Origin of the sequence: Rhizobium sp. AG207R, from assembly GCF_027109195.1 — a bacterium.
Taxonomy (GTDB): domain Bacteria; phylum Pseudomonadota; class Alphaproteobacteria; order Rhizobiales; family Rhizobiaceae; genus Rhizobium; species Rhizobium dioscoreae.
This window is the reverse complement of sequence record NZ_JAEPVT010000005.1, coordinates 13,022-30,881: the sequence shown is the minus strand read 5'-3', so window position 1 is coordinate 30,881 and position 17,860 is coordinate 13,022. Positions and strand designations below refer to the sequence as shown.

The 17,860-nt window shown below is 59.5% G+C and carries 18 protein-coding genes; 3 read left to right on the top strand and 15 right to left on the bottom strand.

Annotated features, from left to right (window positions below; all coding sequences use genetic code 11):
* Nucleotides 1-89: 89 nt before the first annotated feature.
* Nucleotides 90-1,049: an aldo/keto reductase gene (locus tag JJQ51_RS12540; protein ID WP_113395936.1), complete on the bottom strand. Its 960-nt coding sequence runs from the start codon at nucleotides 1,047-1,049 to the stop codon at nucleotides 90-92.
* Nucleotides 1,050-1,223: 174 nt separating this feature from the next.
* Between JJQ51_RS12540 and JJQ51_RS12535 the strand changes: the two genes are divergently transcribed.
* Entirely contained in the window at nucleotides 1,224-2,123 is a 900-nt protein-coding gene (locus JJQ51_RS12535) for an AraC family transcriptional regulator (RefSeq protein WP_145635575.1), read from the top strand.
* Between the two features lie 208 nt (nucleotides 2,124-2,331).
* Here JJQ51_RS12535 and JJQ51_RS12530 read toward each other — a convergent pair whose 3' ends face one another.
* The 10 genes from JJQ51_RS12530 to JJQ51_RS12485 all read right to left on the bottom strand — a co-directional run bounded on the left by JJQ51_RS12530 (nucleotide 2,332) and on the right by JJQ51_RS12485 (nucleotide 13,372).
* Nucleotides 2,332-2,850 carry a MarR family winged helix-turn-helix transcriptional regulator gene (locus tag JJQ51_RS12530; protein ID WP_233788657.1) on the bottom strand — a complete coding sequence of 173 codons (519 nt, stop codon included), beginning with the start codon at nucleotides 2,848-2,850 and terminating at the stop codon, nucleotides 2,332-2,334.
* A gap of 91 nt (nucleotides 2,851-2,941) precedes the next feature.
* On the bottom strand, nucleotides 2,942-3,739 hold the full coding sequence (locus tag JJQ51_RS12525) for an ABC transporter ATP-binding protein (RefSeq protein ID WP_162746304.1): 798 nt from the start codon (nucleotides 3,737-3,739) through the stop codon (nucleotides 2,942-2,944).
* Nucleotides 3,739-4,671, bottom strand: coding sequence for an ABC transporter permease (locus JJQ51_RS12520; RefSeq protein WP_113395937.1), 933 nt, complete (start codon nucleotides 4,669-4,671; stop codon nucleotides 3,739-3,741). The genes JJQ51_RS12525 and JJQ51_RS12520 overlap by 1 nt, the downstream gene beginning before the upstream one ends.
* Nucleotides 4,668-5,648: an ABC transporter substrate-binding protein gene (locus tag JJQ51_RS12515; protein WP_210248394.1), complete on the bottom strand. Its 981-nt coding sequence runs from the start codon at nucleotides 5,646-5,648 to the stop codon at nucleotides 4,668-4,670. Before JJQ51_RS12515 ends, JJQ51_RS12520 begins: the two co-directional genes overlap by 4 nt.
* Nucleotides 5,649-5,686: 38 nt before the next feature.
* Complete coding sequence (locus JJQ51_RS12510; RefSeq protein ID WP_113329166.1) at nucleotides 5,687-6,907, bottom strand: alpha-hydroxy acid oxidase; 1,221 nt, start codon at nucleotides 6,905-6,907, stop codon at nucleotides 5,687-5,689.
* Between the two features lie 35 nt (nucleotides 6,908-6,942).
* Nucleotides 6,943-8,370 (bottom strand): FAD-binding oxidoreductase, encoded by a 1,428-nt coding sequence (locus JJQ51_RS12505; RefSeq protein ID WP_269244783.1) that lies wholly within the window; start codon nucleotides 8,368-8,370, stop codon nucleotides 6,943-6,945.
* Nucleotides 8,367-9,392, bottom strand: coding sequence for a prephenate dehydratase domain-containing protein (locus JJQ51_RS12500; RefSeq protein ID WP_113351010.1), 1,026 nt, complete (start codon nucleotides 9,390-9,392; stop codon nucleotides 8,367-8,369). Before JJQ51_RS12500 ends, JJQ51_RS12505 begins: the two co-directional genes overlap by 4 nt.
* Before the next feature lie 91 nt (nucleotides 9,393-9,483).
* Complete coding sequence (locus JJQ51_RS12495) at nucleotides 9,484-10,284, bottom strand: class I SAM-dependent methyltransferase (RefSeq protein WP_233788658.1); 801 nt, start codon at nucleotides 10,282-10,284, stop codon at nucleotides 9,484-9,486.
* A gap of 410 nt (nucleotides 10,285-10,694) precedes the next feature.
* Nucleotides 10,695-11,558 (bottom strand): DMT family transporter, encoded by an 864-nt coding sequence (locus tag JJQ51_RS12490; RefSeq protein WP_113351012.1) that lies wholly within the window; start codon nucleotides 11,556-11,558, stop codon nucleotides 10,695-10,697.
* Between the two features lie 914 nt (nucleotides 11,559-12,472).
* A complete protein-coding gene (locus tag JJQ51_RS12485; protein ID WP_210248395.1) occupies nucleotides 12,473-13,372 on the bottom strand; it encodes a LysR substrate-binding domain-containing protein in 900 nt (299 codons plus the stop codon).
* Between the two features lie 105 nt (nucleotides 13,373-13,477).
* Here JJQ51_RS12485 and JJQ51_RS12480 point away from each other — a divergent pair, with 105 nt between their 5' ends.
* Together JJQ51_RS12480 and JJQ51_RS12475 are read left to right on the top strand one after the other, a co-directional pair.
* On the top strand, nucleotides 13,478-14,230 hold the full coding sequence (locus JJQ51_RS12480) for an SDR family NAD(P)-dependent oxidoreductase (protein ID WP_113351083.1): 753 nt from the start codon (nucleotides 13,478-13,480) through the stop codon (nucleotides 14,228-14,230).
* Between the two features lie 24 nt (nucleotides 14,231-14,254).
* Entirely contained in the window at nucleotides 14,255-14,644 is a 390-nt protein-coding gene (locus tag JJQ51_RS12475) for a nuclear transport factor 2 family protein (protein ID WP_113351014.1), read from the top strand.
* Between the two features lie 107 nt (nucleotides 14,645-14,751).
* On the opposite strand, the gene JJQ51_RS12470 is transcribed toward JJQ51_RS12475, so the two are convergent.
* The 4 genes from JJQ51_RS12470 to JJQ51_RS12455 all read right to left on the bottom strand — a co-directional run bounded on the left by JJQ51_RS12470 (nucleotide 14,752) and on the right by JJQ51_RS12455 (nucleotide 17,831).
* Complete coding sequence (locus JJQ51_RS12470; RefSeq protein WP_113351015.1) at nucleotides 14,752-15,555, bottom strand: IclR family transcriptional regulator; 804 nt, start codon at nucleotides 15,553-15,555, stop codon at nucleotides 14,752-14,754.
* Between the two features lie 163 nt (nucleotides 15,556-15,718).
* Nucleotides 15,719-16,489, bottom strand: coding sequence for an amino acid ABC transporter ATP-binding protein (locus tag JJQ51_RS12465; protein WP_113351016.1), 771 nt, complete (start codon nucleotides 16,487-16,489; stop codon nucleotides 15,719-15,721).
* Nucleotides 16,490-16,502: 13 nt separating this feature from the next.
* Nucleotides 16,503-17,162: an amino acid ABC transporter permease gene (locus JJQ51_RS12460; RefSeq protein ID WP_113228797.1), complete on the bottom strand. Its 660-nt coding sequence runs from the start codon at nucleotides 17,160-17,162 to the stop codon at nucleotides 16,503-16,505.
* A gap of 6 nt (nucleotides 17,163-17,168) precedes the next feature.
* Nucleotides 17,169-17,831 (bottom strand): amino acid ABC transporter permease, encoded by a 663-nt coding sequence (locus JJQ51_RS12455; RefSeq protein ID WP_113351017.1) that lies wholly within the window; start codon nucleotides 17,829-17,831, stop codon nucleotides 17,169-17,171.
* Between the last annotated feature and the right edge of the window lie 29 nt (nucleotides 17,832-17,860).

The following is a 17,860-nucleotide window of genomic DNA, read 5'->3' as shown; positions in this document are numbered from 1 at the left end:
ATCAGGGAGACCGGCGATCGTCCCGCAGAACGAGATGATCGGCTGCGGTACTGGTCGGAACGGCTCCGAGATCTTAGGATAGCGGAGCTTCAGCCTTGCATCTCTTTTTCCCACCAGCCGCGGGTGTTCACGTCCGCGGCGTCAGCGAGCGCTTCCAGCTCTGCAATGTCGTCGCCGGTGAGGCTGATGCTGCCGGCTCGGACGAGACTATCGACATGATCGGGTTTGGTGACGCCGATGATCGGCGTTGTGCCCTTGGCGATTGCCCACGCTATCGCGACATCGGGAGCGGCCGCATCCTGCTTCTGGCCGATCGAGGCGAGCATGTCCGTCAGCGCCTTTAGCTGAGGCAGCATGCCATTGTAAGCAGCCGCCCGGCTGCTTCCTTTTGGCAGCGGGTTCTCCGGACTGTACTTGCCAGTCAGGGCGCCCTGTTCAAGCACCATATAGGCGAAGAACGGGATACCTTGATTGCGGCAGTAGTCCAGGATGCCAGCTTGCTCGGAGCTGCGGTAGAGGAGACTATAGTGGTTCTGGATGGCTTCAACCCGGAATCCGGCTTCTCCGAGGATCCGGTTGGCGAGCTCGATTTCGCTCAGGTTGTGATTCGAGACACCGACATGTTTGACCTTTCCGCTCTTCAGCAGCGGTATCAGGTGCGGAGTCCACCGCGCCACATCGGCTGGATTGTGAATCCAGTAGAGGTCGATGTAGTCGGTGCCGAGGCGCGCCAGGCTCTGCTCCAGCATGTCCGCCACGGGATCATCACCGGTCCCTGCCGCTTGCGGGGTGAACTTCGTGGAGAGCTGATAGCCGCTGCGGGCGTAGCGTTTGAGTATCTCCCCAAGTAGGGTTTCTGAACGGCCCATGCCGTATACCATGGCGGTATCCCACAGGGTGAATCCGCTCGCATGCGCCTTTTCCGCGACCTCTTCGAGGCCAGCCTGAGTAAGGCGGCTGCCGAAGTAACCGTCGCCGGTCTCGCCGCTGTCGCCCCACGCCCAGGTCCCCAGTGCTACTGTGGGGGCTTTCAAATAATCCATCGTCATGTTTGCTCCGTCCTTGTTCTGCAGCCTGGTTCGCTGCGACCCAGGTGCTTCGGACACTATGATGTGTGGCGACGCCGAACCGTTAGCCTTATGCGCCGGGATTACTGCCCAATCCTCCAGAAGCCGCACGGTTTCGCCTTGCTGCCCTCCTGCTCGCATGCAATGGTCAGGCTCATGGAAACACTGACCAAAATCTCTGCAGTAATTGCCCGACACGCCTCCAAGGATGGTTTCCACGCCACCCCCATCGAACGGATGACGCTTGCTCGATCCTCCACGGTGACGATGCCGATGCCGAACGTATATCGGCCGCAACTGTGCCTTGTCGCACAGGGGCAAAAAGAGGTTACTCTGGGTGACCACGTGTTCAGATATGCGCCGGGCCGCTATGGGATTGTGACTTACGATCTGCCGGCAACGGGCCAGGTGGTCGAGGCGACACCTGACAGGCCCTATCTCTGCCTGTTCCTTGATTTCGATCCAGTCAAGCTGGGGCAGCTGGCGTTGCATGTGCCGCCGCCGCCGGGAGCGCCCGCTCGGCCCACAGGCAAGACGGTGTCCGACGCCGGCGCCAGTCTGCTCGATGCGGTGCTGCGCCTGCTGCTTCTGCTCGACGAACCGGCAGCATTGCCCGTACTCGGGCCGTTGACCGAGCAGGAAATTCTCTATCGCCTGCTCGCCGGCCCGGATGGTGCCAGGATGCGCCAGATCACCTCGAGCCAGGGGCGGGTGGCGCAGGTTGGCCGCGCCATTGCGTGGATCGGGCAGAACTTCCGGGAACGGTTCAGCATCGAGCGGCTTGCTGCGGAAGTCGGCATGAGTCCGTCGAGCCTGCACGAGCATTTTCGCGCCGTGACGGCGATGACGCCGCTGCAATTCCAGAAGCAGCTAAGGCTCCAGGACGCGCGCAGCCTGATGCTGGTCCAGGACATTGACGTCACGACCGCCGCCTTCCGCGTGGGTTACGAAAGCCCGTCGCAGTTCACTCGCGAATATCGGCGCCACTTTGGAGAACCGCCGGCGCGTGACATAGCTCGCCTGCGCGCTTCGCCGCGCTTGGTAGGGGTAGCTTGAATTCAGCTTTCCGGGGCATTGACGGTCAGTCCAAATATAGCGCCCGTCGAAGATGCGGACCGAATGCGAATGTGCCTATGGAGCAAGGCCGCGACCGATCCAGCTCCTGATCCCCTCGGGCTGGACCCTGAGACTTTATGCGAACTTCATAGCCGCTTTTCTATGGAGAGCATTCGGGGGCTTTTATCGGGATAAGCCATATTCGGGGTTAGATCCCAGATTTGATGTCGGCCACCACCGCCTGCCAGCCACGAGCGACAGCTCCGGCGCATGCATCTTCGATGCGATCAAGCATGGCATGTAGCACCTCGCGCTCACGAACCGACAAGCTTTCGAGAATACGTGCTTCCATCGCCTGACCGATGGACACGATCTCCTCGAGCACCTTGTAGCCCTCGGGTGTGAGTTCGATCGCAGAGAATCGGCGATCACCGGCACCGGCATTGCGCCGGGCAAAGCCTAGCGAGACCAATTGCGCAATGCCGCGGCTTACTGCGAATTGATCGAGCGCTCCGGCATGGCAGATTTCCTTGCTCGAAAGCCCCGGGCGGCTGCCGGCGATGGCGAGAATTCGCCATGACGCCTGGGACAGGCCATATCGTGGCCCGTAATAGGATGCGAGCAACTCAGCGGTGCTGCTTGCCACCAGAAACATGCGGTAGGGCACCCAGCGATCGAGCCGAAAGGCTGGCTTCACCGCCGTTCCATCCTCGCGTTCCTCCGTCACCCTATTATCGGTTTTATCGTTTTTTAATTGCATATTGCAGATATATTCCAGCGAAGTTCCGAAAACAAGCCGCGGATGATCGCGGCGGATGTCAAGCGAGCAGCAGCCTGTCTTCGGCAATTTCGCCGCCGCTTACCGCTCCAAACAGCGCAATCAGGTCCGGCACATCGTAACCAGCCCGTTCATCCCCTGCGACGTCAAGCACGATGCGTCCCCCGCTCATCATGATGGTGCGCTGGCCATAATCGAGAGCATGGCGCATACTGTGCGTGACCATCAGTGTGGTGAGACGCTGACGCTCGCTGATTTCCGCCGAAAGTGCCAGGATGCGCGACGCCGCCTTAGGATCGAGCGCTGCCGTATGTTCGTCGAGAAGAAGTAGTTTCATGGGCAGCAATGTCGCCATCAACAGGCTTACCGCCTGCCGCTGGCCGCCGGAAAGGGTGCCAATCCCCGCCTTAAGCTTCGTTTCAAGTCCGAGGCCAAGGCTGGCAAGCTGTTCTTCAAACCGCGCGCGCCCAATCCGTCCACCAAGCGCAAGGGACAGTCCGCGCCGTCCGGCGCGCGCGGAAGCAAGCGCAAGATTTTCCTCAACGGTCAGAGCCTCACAGGTTCCGATGCGCGGATCCTGGAATACGCGGCCGATAAATCGCGCCCGTGCCTGGGTCGGCAACCGCGTAACGTCGACGCCGTCGATGACGATCCGGCCCCGATCGGGCGAAGTAGCGCCGGCAATGGCCGAAAGGAGTGTCGACTTCCCGGCACCATTGCTGCCGATCACCGTTACGAACTGCCCCTTGGGGATGGCCAGCGATACGCCACGCAGTGCAGCCACTTCGAGAGCTGTCCCCGGGTTGAAGGTGACCGATATCGCGTCGAGATTCAGCATCATGAGGTCGCTCTTTCTGCTTTCGATGGCTCAGGCAGCCGGCTACGCCTGATGGAGGGCAGCTTCTTCAGCCGCGTTTTCGAAATCATCACGGCGACGGCGACGACCAATGCTGTTACCAGATTGAGATCCTGTGCCTGGATCCCGATCACGCCGCCGTCGAGCGCCAGCGCAATGACCAGCCGGTAGATCAATGCACCGAGGATACAGCCGAAGGTGGCTCGCGCGACCGATCCTGCGCCGACGACCGTTTCGCCGATAATGACGGCGGCAAGACCGATGACGATCGTGCCGATGCCCATTGAGACATCGGCAACGCCCTGGCTTTCGGCATAAAGCGCCCCGGCAAGCCCGACGAGGCCGTTAGCGAGGGCCATGCCGAGCATGACCATGCGGCCATTATCGACAGCCTGTGCCTCGGCCATCCTCGGGCTGGCGCCGGTTGCACGTAAGGCCAGTCCCATTTGCGTGGCAAGGAACCAGTCTACGAACATCTTTGCGGCCAATACGATGCAGAGGAGCAATACTGTATTGGCCCAGACCCCGAGCGCTGCGATGCCGCCGATCCAGGAAAAGATGGTATCGGTCCCATAAAGCGAAACATTCGGCTTACCCATGACGCGCAGATTGATTGAGAACAATGCGACCATGGTCAGGATCCCTGCAAGCAGGTTCATGATCTTCAGCCGGACCGACAGGAATGCTGTGACGAAGCCTGCAGAAGCGCCCGCGGCAAATCCGAGGAATGTCGCAACAATGGGCGGCACGCCGGCCATGATCGTTGACGCTGCAACCGACGCGCCGAGCGGGAAACTGCCGTCGACAGTTAGATCCGGAAAATCGAGCACTCGGAACGAGAGATAGACGCCAAGGGCAACGAGGGCAAACAGCAGGCCTGCTTCGCAGGCACCGGAAAGGGCAATCAGGCTCATTGGTCGATCACCTTCGCTGCGCTCTGTGTCATCGCCTCGGAGAGAGTGACGCCCATCTTCTTGGCCGAGGCGAGATTGAGGTAGAGATCCTCGCTGTCCAGTGTTCCGACCGGGATGTCGCCCGGCTTTGCGCCATTCAGGACCTTGGCGGCAATCTCACCCGTGAGCCGTCCCAGCTTGTAATAATTGAATCCGAGTGCAGCCATCGCACCCCGTTCGACTGAGTTGGTGTCGCTGGCGTAGACCGGGATCTTCGCGTCGACGCCGACCTTGACCACGCTTTCGACGGCCGAGACCACCGTGCTGTCGGTCGGCAGGAGGATTACATCGGCCTTGCCAACGAGGCTGCGGGCAGCGTCCGGCACCGCGGCCGACTGTGCCGCCGTCGCCTCGACGATACTCATACCGATCTTCGCCGCCTCGGTCTTCATTTCAGCCACTTGCGCGACGGAATTGGCCTCGCCGGCATTATAGAGGACGCCGATCTTCGTTGCCGTCGGGGTCAGTTTATGAATCAGTTCGAAGGTCAGGTTCAGGGGCTGCTTGTCACTGGTTCCGGTCAGCGTGCCGTCCGGTTGAGCGAAGCTTTTGACCAACTTTGCGGCAACGGGATCCGTCACGGCCGAGAACACGATCGGGATCGCTCCTTTGGCTGCGGCCTGGCAGGCCTGGGCCGACGGTGTGGAGATGGCGACGATCATGTCGGGCGATTTGCCGGCAAATGTCTTGGCGATCTGCGTCTGCGTCGGCATGCTCCCTTGAGCGCTTGCAATGTCGAGTGTGACGGTCTTGCCGTCGATGAAGCCGGCATCGGCCAGTGCATCGACAATCCCTTTGCGGGCCGCGTCGATGGCCGGATGCTCGACAATATAGGTTAGCGCCACTGTCTTGTTTGCCGCGGTGGTGACCGTGGCGGAGAAAGACAGAAGCAGGGCCGAGAGGGCTAGTGCGTGTACGAAAGCGGTTTTGCGTTTCACCGGAGCAATCTCCTCGTAAGGGTTTTGGCAATGACGGGTCAGGCGGCAAATGGTGACTGTGGGCGCGGAGACATGGGTTCGCGAGCGGAAACCTGCTCGGGCCGCAATAGCATCGGGGGAAGGCGAAGCGTGGAAGGTCGAAGATCGGCAATGGTGGGCGCACCCATCATTGCCTGAGCGACGTCGAGTTCGGCGGCGATGATGGCAAGGGCTCTGAACGCGGCATCCTCGCCGCCACTCGCCAGGGCATAGAGCGTCGCACGTCCGATCTGCACGGCCGTTGCTCCAAGCGCCAGCGCCTTGGCAACATCAGTGCCGCTGCGAAAGCCGCTGTCAATCAGGATTGCGAGCTTGCCCCCGACGGCGCTGACGAACTCCGGCAGGATGTCGATACTCGCGACGGCTCCATCGAGTTGCCGTCCACCGTGATTGCTGACAACGATACCGTCAAGCCCGAGCTCGGCTGCCCGGCTGCCCTGCCTCGGATTGAGCAATCCCTTAAGGATCAGCGGTCCCTTCCAGCGATCCCGTATGAAGGCGATGTCGTCCCAGGACACGGTTGGGTCGAGCTGCTGTTCCATCACCTCGGCAATCGTTCCCGCGGATTTAAGATCGAACTCGGCTTCCATGACTTCCAGACGCGGAGCGCCGGCCTTGGCCATCCGCAAGGCCCATCCAGGATGAGCCGCAAGGCTCAGGAGCTTCCTGGGTGTCCAGCGGAACGGCAGCGAAAAGCCATTGCGGGCATCGCGCAACCGTCTGCCGGGAATGGCGTTGTCGACTGTTATCTCGATTGCTTCGAAGCCCAGTGCTTCGGCCTGTTTCAGCAGCCTGAGGCTCACCTCGCGGTCTCGGAACAGGTAGAGCTGAAACCACTTCCTGCCTTCGCCGGCGGCTGCCACCGCTTCCATGGTCGCGCTGGCCGCTGAGCTCATGACAAAGGGGATTCCCGCTCGCGCGGCAGCCCGGGCCAACGCCTGGTCGCCCGCAGGCCATGCCGCGCCTGCCAGCCCGGTCGGTCCGATGATGACTGGCATTGAGAGAGGCTCGCCGAAGAGCGAGATGGCCGCCGAGCGGTGGCCAACATCGACGGGTGCAGAGCCGACGAGACGAATCCGATCCAACGCTGCCCGGTTTTCGCACAGCGTGAGTTCCGAGCCGGCGCCTCCGTCGAAGAAGTCAAAGACCATTTTCGGCAATGCGCGCCTTGCGGCGTTTCTGAAATCGGCGATCGATGCCGGGCCATGCGGATTGGACATAAATTCTCACTACCTCCCTGGTTTTTGTATCTCGCTCAATTGAAAGGCGGTGCCTCGGCGAGATTGAAGATCTTGCCTGGATTCATGATGTTGTGAGGATCGATGGCGCGTTTGATTGCGGCCATGACCCGGATGGCTGGACCATGCTCCGCGACAAGCGCTGCTATTTTGCCGTGGCCTATCCCGTGTTCGCCCGTCGATGTTCCCTGAAGGGTGATGGCGCGGTCCGCGAGACGTTTGGTCAGTGCCTCGACGCGCTGACACTCATCGGGATCGGCGGGATCGAAAAGGACGCAAAGATGGAAATTGCCGTCTCCCACATGGCCGCAGATCGGTGCGACAAGGCCAAGATCCCGCACGTCATCCTTGGCGGCAAGTATGGCCTCGACAAGCCGCGATACCGGCACGCAGCTATCCGTGGGAAGGGCGCTTGCGCCCGGGCGGAGCGCAAGATTGGCCCACCAGATATCATGGCGCGCTTGCCACAGCCTGCCTCTCGCTTCCGCCGATACGGCGGTATCAAACCGACTGGCACCGGCGGCATGTGCCTCCTCCTCGATGAACGGCAAGACCGCCTCGACCGCTCCGCGGCTACCATGCAGTTCGATAAAAAGCGTTGGCTCGACCGGCAAGGAGAGTTTTGAATAACGATTGACGGCCTCGACCTGCAGTTCATCCAGCAGTTCGATGCGTGCCAAGGTGTCTGTGAGCCTGGTCGCGACAAGCACGAAGCCGACTGCCTGTTCCAGTGTGGAGAAACTCGCCGAAATCGCAACGATATGGTCTGGAATTGAATGCAGCTTGACGGTGACGTCGGTCACGATGCCGAGCGTGCCTTCCGATCCCACCCAGAGACGTGTCAGATCGTAGCCCGCCGCCGATTTGCGAGCATGGCTCGCGGTGCGGATCCGATCACCATTGGGCAGAACGACACCAAGCGAAATGACGTTGTCTTTCATCGTGCCATACCGCATGGCATTCGTACCGGAGGCGCGCGTCGAGGCCATCCCCCCAAGTGAGGCGTCAGCGCCGGGATCGACGGGAAAGAACAGTCCGGTGTCGCGCAATTCGGCGTTGAGGCGTTTGCGGGTTACGCCTGCCTCGACCGTCGCTGTCATGTCGTCCGGTCGAATCGTCAAAATCCGGTCCAGCCGGGAGAGATCGATACATATTCCGCCCATGAGGGCGGCAACATGTCCCTCGCAGGAGGTGCCGGTTCCAAACGGGATCACCGGCACGTCGAAGGCGTGGCAGGTCGCCACGATACGCGATACCTCATCTGCCGTATCAGGGAAAACGACCGCGTCCGGCGGATAGGAGGGATGCCAGCTCACGTCATGGCCATGCTGATCACGCACAGCCGTAGCCGTTGTCAGCCGATCGCCAAAATGCAGCTTCAGTTTCGCGATTGCCGCCTCGACCAGATCGCTATGGCGCCCGTAGTGCTTCACCGCGGTCGTCATCCCCCGGCCTCCTGCTGGCTATCGGACCATCGAAAGGCGGCCGGAGGCTTGGTCCCCCATGACGGGAGATTTTCTTCGCTGCGGTTGCGCAGATGGCGGCTCGCCATCGGAAACGTCCCGAGCACGACAAGCTCGCGAGCATGGCGGGCGAGAGTATCGAGCGCATCGGCCACCTCCGGTGCAGCCGGATCACCTTCGAACTCGCAGAGGAAGCGGGACGGCACGAATTGCCCGCCGACAAGGTAGCTTTCGATCTTGGTCATGTTGATGGCGTTTTCGGCAAATCCGGCAATGGCGTGGTAGAGGCAGCCCGGCCGGTTCTGTGTGCGGAACACAATCGTCGTCAGAAGCTGTGTTTTTTGTTCGATCGCCTGAGGTTCGGCAGACAACACGTAGAACCGCGTCGTATTATGCGGATCGTCTTCGACATTGCGTTTGAGGATATCCAATCCGTAGAGGTCGGCTGCAAGATCCGAGGCAATTGCTGCTTCGCTCGGATCCTCGCAAGATGCCACCAGCTCGGCGGCGTGGGATGTCGTCGGAGCGGCGATAGCCTCAAGATCGAGCGCTGCGATAAGCCGGCTGACCTGGCCAAGCGCCACTGGATGCGAACGCACGCGTCTGATGCTTGCAAGTGATGCGCCTGGCGGTGCCATGAGGCAATGTTCGACGCGTTGAAAATGCTCGCCGACGATATGCAAACCACTGTCGGGCACGATTCTGTGCACATCCGGCACGCGTCCAACCAGGCTGTTTTCGCATGGCAGGAGGATCCGGTCGACTTCACCGCGGACGGTGCTGGCGATCGTGGTCTCCAAGCTCGGCATGGCGATGCGATCCGCGGACGGGAACGCCATCCTGCAGGCGACATCTGCAAATGCGCCGGGCCGACCATTGTAGCCGACTTTATGGACTGTGGTCTCCGAGCCGAGTTTCCTGGCGCCCGGAACCAATGAACTGGCATCGAAAGGGGCTCCGGTGGGAGGGGCCGTGGCTCCACGGTTTGCGGCGGTCGATGTCATGACGATCTCCGAAGGAATTGTGCACGCCAGGTCACGTTGCGGGCGGATTTGTCCGGTCCCGCGTCAAGCGCCTGTCATCGTTCATCCATGATTAATTCGCAGTCGGCAGCTTTGTCGTTTCCATCACTGTCATCGGCCAAAGCAGGGCGATGCCGTTGCCGTCGGAAACGATGTCAAGATGGCGTTCCGCTGCAACAAGGCAGTCGTCGTCGGTGAAGATGTCGGTTGCCGAGAACAGCAATCGCAGGAAATGTCCGAGACTTGCCTTGGTGTCGAAGCGCCAGCGGGTGGTGACATCGGTAAATTGAGGCTTGTCCCATCCGGTCAGAGCGCACAGGCTCGTTGCAAATTCCCGTGAAAGGAAAGAGACCTCGTGGCCGGTACAGCAGCTCTGCGCGATGAAATCGTCGAAATAGGCGGCAAGCCGCGTTCCGGCGAAGATGTCAGCAATCACCAGCTTGCCGCCGGGCCGCATGTGGGCTGCGATCGCCTTCCAGGCAGCGGTCTTGTCGGAAATATGGTGCACGGCGCCGCGCGACCAGGCCATGTCAAAATCGCGGATCGGCAGGTCGAGCATGTGCGCAGCCTGACCGAAGACCCTGATCCGGCCGCCGCTTTCGACTTCTAGATCCTCAAGTTGTTCGGTGGACGGATCGGTCGCGACCAATAAGCCGGCAGGGCCGACATCTTCGGCAATCGCCCGGCTGAAATGACCGTTGCCGGCGCCGATCTCTAAGACGTGCCGGCCGTAGATCGGCTGCAGGAAGCGGCGCATGGCAGCGACATCGTCAAGCCAGGCATCGGGAAAGAGATGAAGTGCATCGCGGTAGGTCGCCGAGCGGCGGCCGGAGAAGACGATGTCAGATTCAATCGGTGTCGAGGACATATACATGAACATATGCCTTCCAAAATTGTTGCGGTTCGGACATCTCCCTAGATTCTCGTTTTGCGGGCAATCGCGATGCGATTTACCTCTTATGATTAAAACTACAACATAGATTTGATAGGAAATCAATTGCTATTTGCAAGTAATTTAGACATGCATAAGCTTTGTGCAATCGATCTTATTGGAGGCAATTTTAGCGGAGCCAATAGCCGATCTGAGGGATGTTCTTGATGGGTATCCGCATCTTCCGATTATCGGATCGGTCGTTAAACAGCTCTCAAGCTGTGACCGCAACACACCGGCCCTTCACAAATTGCCAGGAGTATTAAGTCTCGCCGGAAGTACTTCAATCGCCGGGACTGCGGGCGAACACGGATAGGATGCCGATTGCAGAACCGGTGCTTGATTGTTGCGCCTCAAGCATTGAGCACCAGTATATTGCCAAGAAGGATCGTCGCGCCGCCGAAGGCAAGACGGGTATCGATGTGCAGGCCTTCGAAGATGACCGAGATGGTTATGGCGACAATCGGAACAACGGTCAGCGCATAGGCCGCCCGTGCGGGGCCGACCTTCTCGATGAGCGTAAAATACATAAGAAACGTGACGCAGGAGGCAATAATTGCCAGATAGGCGAGCTGCGCCAGATAGCCGACAGTGACAGGTATCGTGAGAGACGTGCCGACAACGACCGCCCAGGCGACCCCGAAACCGCATCCGCATAATGCTCCCCAACCCATGAGCACCGGGATCGGCAAGCCGCGCCGCTGGTTGCGCGCAGCAATTGCGGTCCCCGCACCTGTCGCCATCGCCGCAACGCCTGCCCAGATGAACCCAGTCACGGTCTGCGGGTCGAGATGCAGTGCGAAGATCTGTGGGGCGGCGACGATGCCAAGACCCAGGAGACCAAAAACTATGCCAATCGTCGCGCGGCGGCTGATCCGGAGATTCAGCAGTAAACGGCTGGCGATGGCGGCAAACAGCGAGGAACTCGATAGCACCAGGGCAGCAATCCCGCTCGGGATACCCTTGGTCGCCTTATAAAAGGCGATAAATGCAAGCCCGAAAAACAATATGCCTTGCATCATCACCCAAAGACGATCGCTGCGGGCTATCGTGATCGGTTTGCCGGTGGCGATCGAAAATCCGAGCATGCTCAATCCAACAAGGAACATGCGGATCGCTACCGACAGCTCGGGAGCAGAAGCGCCTGCCTGGAGAGATGTCACAATCGCGCCCGAACCCCAGAAAAGCACGGTCGCGAGAAAGAGGGCTGCGGTCATCCTCACATCCTTTGTGGCTAAATGGTAATCCAGGCAGTCGACTCGACTCGTGGAATACGCAGGCATAGGCATAATGTCGGTTATTTAGTTGCAAAATGCAATTATTATTTAATTCGCGTCGCCGCTGCGGCTCCTGCGTCCACGATGGCAAACGGCGATTATCGGAAATCTCGGGCTTCGAAGGTGAGATTCAGTAATTTTCACTTTCGGCCTGAGGCTGCGATATAGCTTGTGACAGGCGGGGAACAACAGGGCGGCGAGCGCGACGCGGGTTCGGGCACCAGTCATTGTTGATCACACGGAAATCCGAATAGCCTTTTGTTTCCCCATGGTGCGAAATCGAATAACATCTCCGTTATCGAAAATGGTCAAAGAGAGCATTAGGGATGTCTATGCAGCCGATCGATAAAGCGTTCACAAGGACGGTTGCCTTAGGCATTCTGATTATTGTTCCCGCCGTTTTCTTTGCTTCCTGCTCGACGGTCGGCGGAACCGGCGGCCAATCCAGGTCGGTAACCGCGAGCAGATCGACAGATCGCGACAAAGACAAAGCGGCCGAACGTCGGCGATGGGCGGAGAGGGTTGAACGAGACAATCAGCTAGCTCCAAGCGGGTCGGCACCGGGTTCCTATGGCTCTTCCCGTCCTCTCTTCACTTGGTGAGCGATAGATTGGCAAACTGCCCCGGTCTCAGGTTTTAGGGAACGGGTCCGCCGCCAGCCGGAGCCACAATCGATCTGCTTGCCGGCAAGATCTTCGACTTGGAAGAGATGATAGTCGTTTCCAGTCTCTGTCCTGGTTTGTGGTCGGCGGACCTTTGCATTGCCCGAATATGGCATACGTCGTTATCCAGCATGCTCCGGAGGCGCTCGCAACGCCGCTTTCGAGAGACCTATGGTCCAATCAGGCAGATCATCAGACAAGCGCATCCCTGGGAAAGCCTGCCGCCAGGCAGTCGATGAACCTGCGAACGGCCGGAGGAAGACCACGGCGCGTGGTGAATACGAGGTGGACAAGGCCCTTCATGCCATGCCAGGCGGGAAGGACCCGTACGAGCTTCCCTTCTTCCAGCGCCTGTCTGCATGTGTGATCGGGGAGAAGAGCGACGCCCAGACCCGCAAGTGCGGCTGCCCTCACGGCCGTAAAGTCCGCACAGCCCATTCTCGGCTCGTGCCTGAGCGTATGGCTTCGGCCATCGTCCGTCTCGAGAAACCAGTTCACTTCGCCCTGATCATCCGTGGTCGAGAGGGTAGGTTCGCTCGCCAAAGCTTCTATGTCTGCAATGCGGCCGGCAAGTTGCGGGCTTGCGACCAGGATACGGATCGAGTTGCCTAGCGAGCGCATCGTCAAGGAGGCATCGCCGTCCAACGACGTTCGGACGCGCAATGCGACGTCGATCCGCTCGTCTATAAGATCGACCGGACGGTCGATCGCGATGAGTTGCAGCTGCACTTTTGGATGCTGCGCCAGGAATTGCATTAGGAGGGGGGAGATCGGTTCGACCAACCCTGTCGGGCAACTCATTCGGATCAGACCATGCGGCTCTGATTTTGCCTCTGCAACGAGCGCCTCTGCACGCTCGGCTTCCGCCAGCATTGCCTTGCAGCGCTCGTAGAAGGATTGACCTACATCGGTCACCCGAAAGCGGCGGCTCGACCGTTCGATCAGTCGCACGCCGAGCCTTTCCTCGAGCCCCGCTATCCGTCGGCTAAGCTTCGACTTCGGCTCGCGCAAAGCGCGCCCCGCGGCTGCGAACCCGCCGTGGGCGACGACCTCGGCAAAATAGACCAGATCATTCAAATCAGATCTCATCATCGTTCTCCATTTGGAACGATGAGTATCAAATTTGCTGGCTGTTTGCAGCATCGTTCCGCTGGCATGTTCAATTCAACGGCAATGCCGCAACAAAGGAGCATGATAGTGAGTAAGAAATTCGAAAACAAAGTCGTGATCGTAACGGGTGGCACGAGCGGTATTGGTCTTGCAACGGCAAAGGCTTTCTCGATGGAAGGTGCCTCCGTGTTCATCACCGGCCGCCGCAAGGAAGCACTCGATGCCGCCCTCCAAAAGATCGGTGGCCGTGTCACGGGCGTACAGGCCGACATGAGCAAGCTCGTCGATATCGACCGTCTGTACGACGCAGTTCAACAGAAGCACTCGCATATCGATGTGGTTTTCGCGAATGCCGGCGGCGGCGAGATGTTACCTCTCGGGGCGATTACCGAAGAACACTACCAGAAGACATTCGATACCAACGTGAAGGGCACCTTGTTCACCGTTCAAAAGGCGCTCCCGCTCCTGCGTGATGGTGGCTCGATCGTTCTCACTTCGTCGACGACGAGCATTTCCGGCACGCCTGCCTTCAGCGTCTACTCGGCAACCAAGGCTGCCGTGCGCAACTTCGCCCGCAACTGGATCCTCGATCTCAAGGATCGCCATATTCGCGTCAATGCAGTTAGTCCTGGCGTGACCGATACGGCCGGTCTCAACGAACTTTTCGGCAATGGTGAAAGCGCGGAGAACACGAAGAATTACCTTGCGAGCCTCATTCCTGCCGGCCGCATCGGGCAACCGGAAGAGATCGCCAAGGCCGTGCTGTTCCTGGCCTCCGACGATGCCAGCTTTATCAATGGCGTCGAACTCTTCGTCGATGGCGGCCACGTCCAGATCTAAGCCGCCATATCAGGGAGAATGACCATGGCAGACATCGCAACGCTGCTCGATCGGAATCTGCAGGGCATCTTTGGGGAGGGCGACGACGTCCTTCGCCGGAAAGTGGCGGAGGAAATCCTTCACGAAGACGCGATATTCATCGAACCGCACGGGATCTACCGCGGCCGCGACGAGATCGTCCGCATTGCCGGAGCCATCCGCGCCATGCATCCGACATTTGCATACACGACAATCGCCGCAGCGGACGTCCTCCATGATCAGGCCGGGCGGGTGCAATGGGTGGCCGGTGCGCCCGGCGAAGAGCCTGCATATGCAGGTACGGACTTCATCATTGCCAAGGACGGCAAGATCGCAGCGATCTATCTTTTCTTCGATGGAAATCCAGATCCGACCAGCCCACCTATCGGGGCCTGAGGGGGCTCAATGCACTAGGAACGATCGCCGCACTCGATTCAATCGGCGCCGGTTCGGATCCCATCATGTGCGGAGATTTGCCACTTTCGTGAAAAAACTTGCTAGGTTCAGGATCCGAAGAAGCGGCCTTTCGGCGACCGGAAGCCGAGCTTTTCGGAGATCTCGTGAGCGGCTCTCAAGAGGCTGTCGAGATAGGCGGTGCGGTTGCGCAAGCCATCCTCACGCGGCGTTACCAGGCAGAGTGTCGCGATGCAGGCGCCGTCGGCTTGATTGATGGGCACGGCGAAGCAATGGGTGAAATTCTCCACTTCGCTGTTGAAGGTGAAGTATCCATCTTCGGCGGCTTGGCGCACTTGAGCGATGAAATCGGCTGGTTCCAGCCGCCTTCCATTCGGAAGGACGAAATCTTCAGGCGGAATGAAATCCAGGATTTCCCGGTCCGAAAGATGGGCTACAAGCAGGCGCCCCGAGGCGGTCCACGGAATAGCGACGAGCTCGCCCACATTCGAGGATATGCGAAAGGGGCGGATGCCTTCCCGCATCATGGCGACCGTATATTTATTGCCTTCCAGCAGGCACATTTGCGCTGTCTCGCGCGTCTCCTCCGCCAGCACGCCTAGCATGCGGCCGCATTCGCGCATCAAGTCGAATTGTTCGGCATAGGCGGTGCCGAGAAAATAGAGGCGGCGGCCGAGAAAGACCCGGCCGTCGCCGCCCTGATAGTCGAGCATGCCATGGCCGAGCAGGAGATTGACGAGTTCGTAAATGGAAGAGCGCGGCGCGCCGATCTCCGTGGCGATCTCGTTCGGACGCATGGGCTGGCGTTTTACCCGCAGAAACTCAAGAATCTCGAAGGCGCGATCCAGGCCCCGCATGCGTCGGGATACAATGTCGTTTGCAGTCTCGGCCATGCTTCTCTCCGAATATTCCCATACCAGCCACAACCGGCATGCTGCGACGCATCAGCACATGGTGCCGGCTATACGGCGTTGGTGCCGTCAGATCTCAGCAAGACGCTGCGATAGCATCCGGGCGGGCGATGACGCAACGCTTGCGCCGAGCTGTTGTTTCCTCTCAATTGAAACTCGAGGTCTTGAGGAATTCGGCAAGCCGCTCCGTCTTCGGACGCACGAACATGTCTTTCGGATCACCTTCTTCGCAGATGACGCCCTGGTTCATGAAGATGACGCGCGAGGAGACCTCATAGGCAAAGCGCATTTCATGGGTGACGAGCAGCATCGTCATGCCGTCGGCGGCGAGCCCTTTGATGACTTGAAGAACTTCGCCAACCAGTTCCGGGTCGAGGGCCGACGTCACCTCGTCGAACAGCATCAGCCGAGGCGCCATGGCAATCGCTCGGGCAATCGCAACGCGCTGCTGCTGGCCACCCGAGAGCTGGCCCGGATAATGATTGGCGCGAGCGGCAAGGCCTACACGATCGAGCCATTTTTCCGCGACGACGCGTGCGTCCGACTTCGACATTTTCTTCACCTTGACGAGGCCGAGCATCACGTTCTCGGCGGCGGTCATGTGCGGAAAAAGGTTGAACTGCTGGAAGGCCATGCCGGTGAGTGCGCGCTGGCGGGCAATCTCCTTCTCGCTCTTGCGACGACGGGTACTGCCGTCGGCGTGATAGCCGATCTCCTCGCCATCGAGGCTGATCTTGCCGCCCTGGAACTCCTCCAGCATGTTGATGCAGCGTAACATCGTCGTCTTGCCGGAACCCGACGAACCGATGATGGAAATGACCTCGCCTTCCTCAACCGTGCAGTCGACGCCCTTGAGAACCTCGTGCTGGCCATAGGTCTTGCGCAGGCCCTGAATGTCTAGAATTGTCTTGCCCATCGGTCCGATCTCCTCAAGACGGCAGTGCGGTCTTGCGCTCGACATATTTGCCGAAGCGCTCGATACCGAAGTTGACGATGAAATAGAGGCCGCCAGCCAGGAAATAGAACTGGAGGCTCATGAAATTGCGGGAGATGATCTCCTGCGTGCGCAGGAGCAGTTCGGCGACGCCGATGACGGAAAGCAATGTCGAGGCTTTTACCATCTCGGCTGCCGTGTTCACCCAGGCTGGCAGACACTGGCGCATCGCTTGCGGCCACAGGACCGAAGTGAAGGTCTGGGTGAAGGTGAGGCCGATCGCCTTGGCCGCCTCCGTCTGACCTTTCGGAATGGCCTGCAGCGCGCCGCGCACGATCTCGCCGACATGTGATGAACAGAAGATCGCCAGGGCAAGAACGCCTGCGGAAAACGGCCCCAAATCAAGACCTACCGCAGAAGAGACGTAGTAGCTCGCCAGCACGAGGACCAGCACGGGCGTACCACGGATGATGTCGGTATAGGCCCGGATCAAAAGGCGCAGAATGGCTCCGCCGTAGACGAGCGCGAGGCCAACGAAGACACCGACGATGGAACCGGCAAGAATGGCAAGAAGGGAAATCGATACCGTCACGCCGAGCCCATTGATGATGACGTAGCGGGCGATCCAGAGTTGTTCGAGAAAACTATGAGACATCCGATGTTACCTCGGCAAAGCCAGCCTGCGCTCGACGAAACGCATCAGCGCGGCGATGAGGAAGCAGGTTGCTACGTAAATAGCTGATGTGACCATCCAGGTTTCGATGACGCGAAAGCTCTCGACGTTGATCTTGCGGGCAGCGAATGTCAGCTCCGGCACAGCAATGGCGGCTGCAAGCGAGGTATCCTTGAACAGCGAAATGATGGTCGAAGACAGCGACGGAAGCACGTTGCGCAGCATCAGCGGAGCGATGACCGATCCGCGAATCTGCATTGGCGTCAGGCCGATTGCCAGACCCGCCTCTGAAAGACCTTTCGGGATCGACAGCAATCCTGCGCGAAACACTTCAGCAAGATAGGCGCCTGAGTAGATGGAAAGGACCAGGACGAAGCTTTTGATCTTGTCCAGTCGAAAGCCCATCTGCGGCAAGGCGAAGAAGGCAAACAGCACCAGCACCAGGATCGGCAGGTTTCGGATCACGGTCACATAGACCTGCGCCGGGATCATGGCTGCCCGGTTTTTCGATGTCAGCGCGAAGGCGAGTATCAAACCGATCAAGGCGCCAATCAGAATCGATATGATCGCCAGGCCGAGGCTGAGCGCCAGACCGCTCATAAGAAAATCAAAATTGCGCCAGACGGCGGCAAAATTCAGCGTGTAACCCATGTCGGGCCGCCCCTTTCAGACTGGCGGAG

Excerpts from the sequence above, each read along its gene's own strand:
- JJQ51_RS12460 (WP_113228797.1), bottom strand. The coding sequence starts at position 17,162 with ATGTCTCATAGTTTTCTCGAACAACTCTGGATCGCCCGCTACGTCATC.
- JJQ51_RS12485 (WP_210248395.1), bottom strand. The coding sequence starts at position 13,372 with ATGATGAGATCTGATTTGAATGATCTGGTCTATTTTGCCGAGGTCGTC.
- JJQ51_RS12525 (WP_162746304.1), bottom strand. The coding sequence starts at position 3,739 with ATGCTGAATCTCGACGCGATATCGGTCACCTTCAACCCGGGGACAGCT.
- JJQ51_RS12475 (WP_113351014.1), top strand. The coding sequence starts at position 14,255 with ATGGCAGACATCGCAACGCTGCTCGATCGGAATCTGCAGGGCATCTTT.
- JJQ51_RS12505 (WP_269244783.1), bottom strand. The coding sequence starts at position 8,370 with ATGACGACCGCGGTGAAGCACTACGGGCGCCATAGCGATCTGGTCGAG.
- JJQ51_RS12540 (WP_113395936.1), bottom strand. The coding sequence starts at position 1,049 with ATGACGATGGATTATTTGAAAGCCCCCACAGTAGCACTGGGGACCTGG.
- JJQ51_RS12465 (WP_113351016.1), bottom strand. The coding sequence starts at position 16,489 with ATGGGCAAGACAATTCTAGACATTCAGGGCCTGCGCAAGACCTATGGC.
- JJQ51_RS12500 (WP_113351010.1), bottom strand. The coding sequence starts at position 9,392 with ATGACATCGACCGCCGCAAACCGTGGAGCCACGGCCCCTCCCACCGGA.
- JJQ51_RS12490 (WP_113351012.1), bottom strand. The coding sequence starts at position 11,558 with ATGACCGCAGCCCTCTTTCTCGCGACCGTGCTTTTCTGGGGTTCGGGC.
- JJQ51_RS12535 (WP_145635575.1), top strand. The coding sequence starts at position 1,224 with ATGGAAACACTGACCAAAATCTCTGCAGTAATTGCCCGACACGCCTCC.
- JJQ51_RS12495 (WP_233788658.1), bottom strand. The coding sequence starts at position 10,284 with ATGTATATGTCCTCGACACCGATTGAATCTGACATCGTCTTCTCCGGC.
- JJQ51_RS12470 (WP_113351015.1), bottom strand. The coding sequence starts at position 15,555 with ATGGCCGAGACTGCAAACGACATTGTATCCCGACGCATGCGGGGCCTG.
- JJQ51_RS12520 (WP_113395937.1), bottom strand. The coding sequence starts at position 4,671 with ATGAGCCTGATTGCCCTTTCCGGTGCCTGCGAAGCAGGCCTGCTGTTT.
- JJQ51_RS12455 (WP_113351017.1), bottom strand. The coding sequence starts at position 17,831 with ATGGGTTACACGCTGAATTTTGCCGCCGTCTGGCGCAATTTTGATTTT.
- JJQ51_RS12510 (WP_113329166.1), bottom strand. The coding sequence starts at position 6,907 with ATGTCCAATCCGCATGGCCCGGCATCGATCGCCGATTTCAGAAACGCC.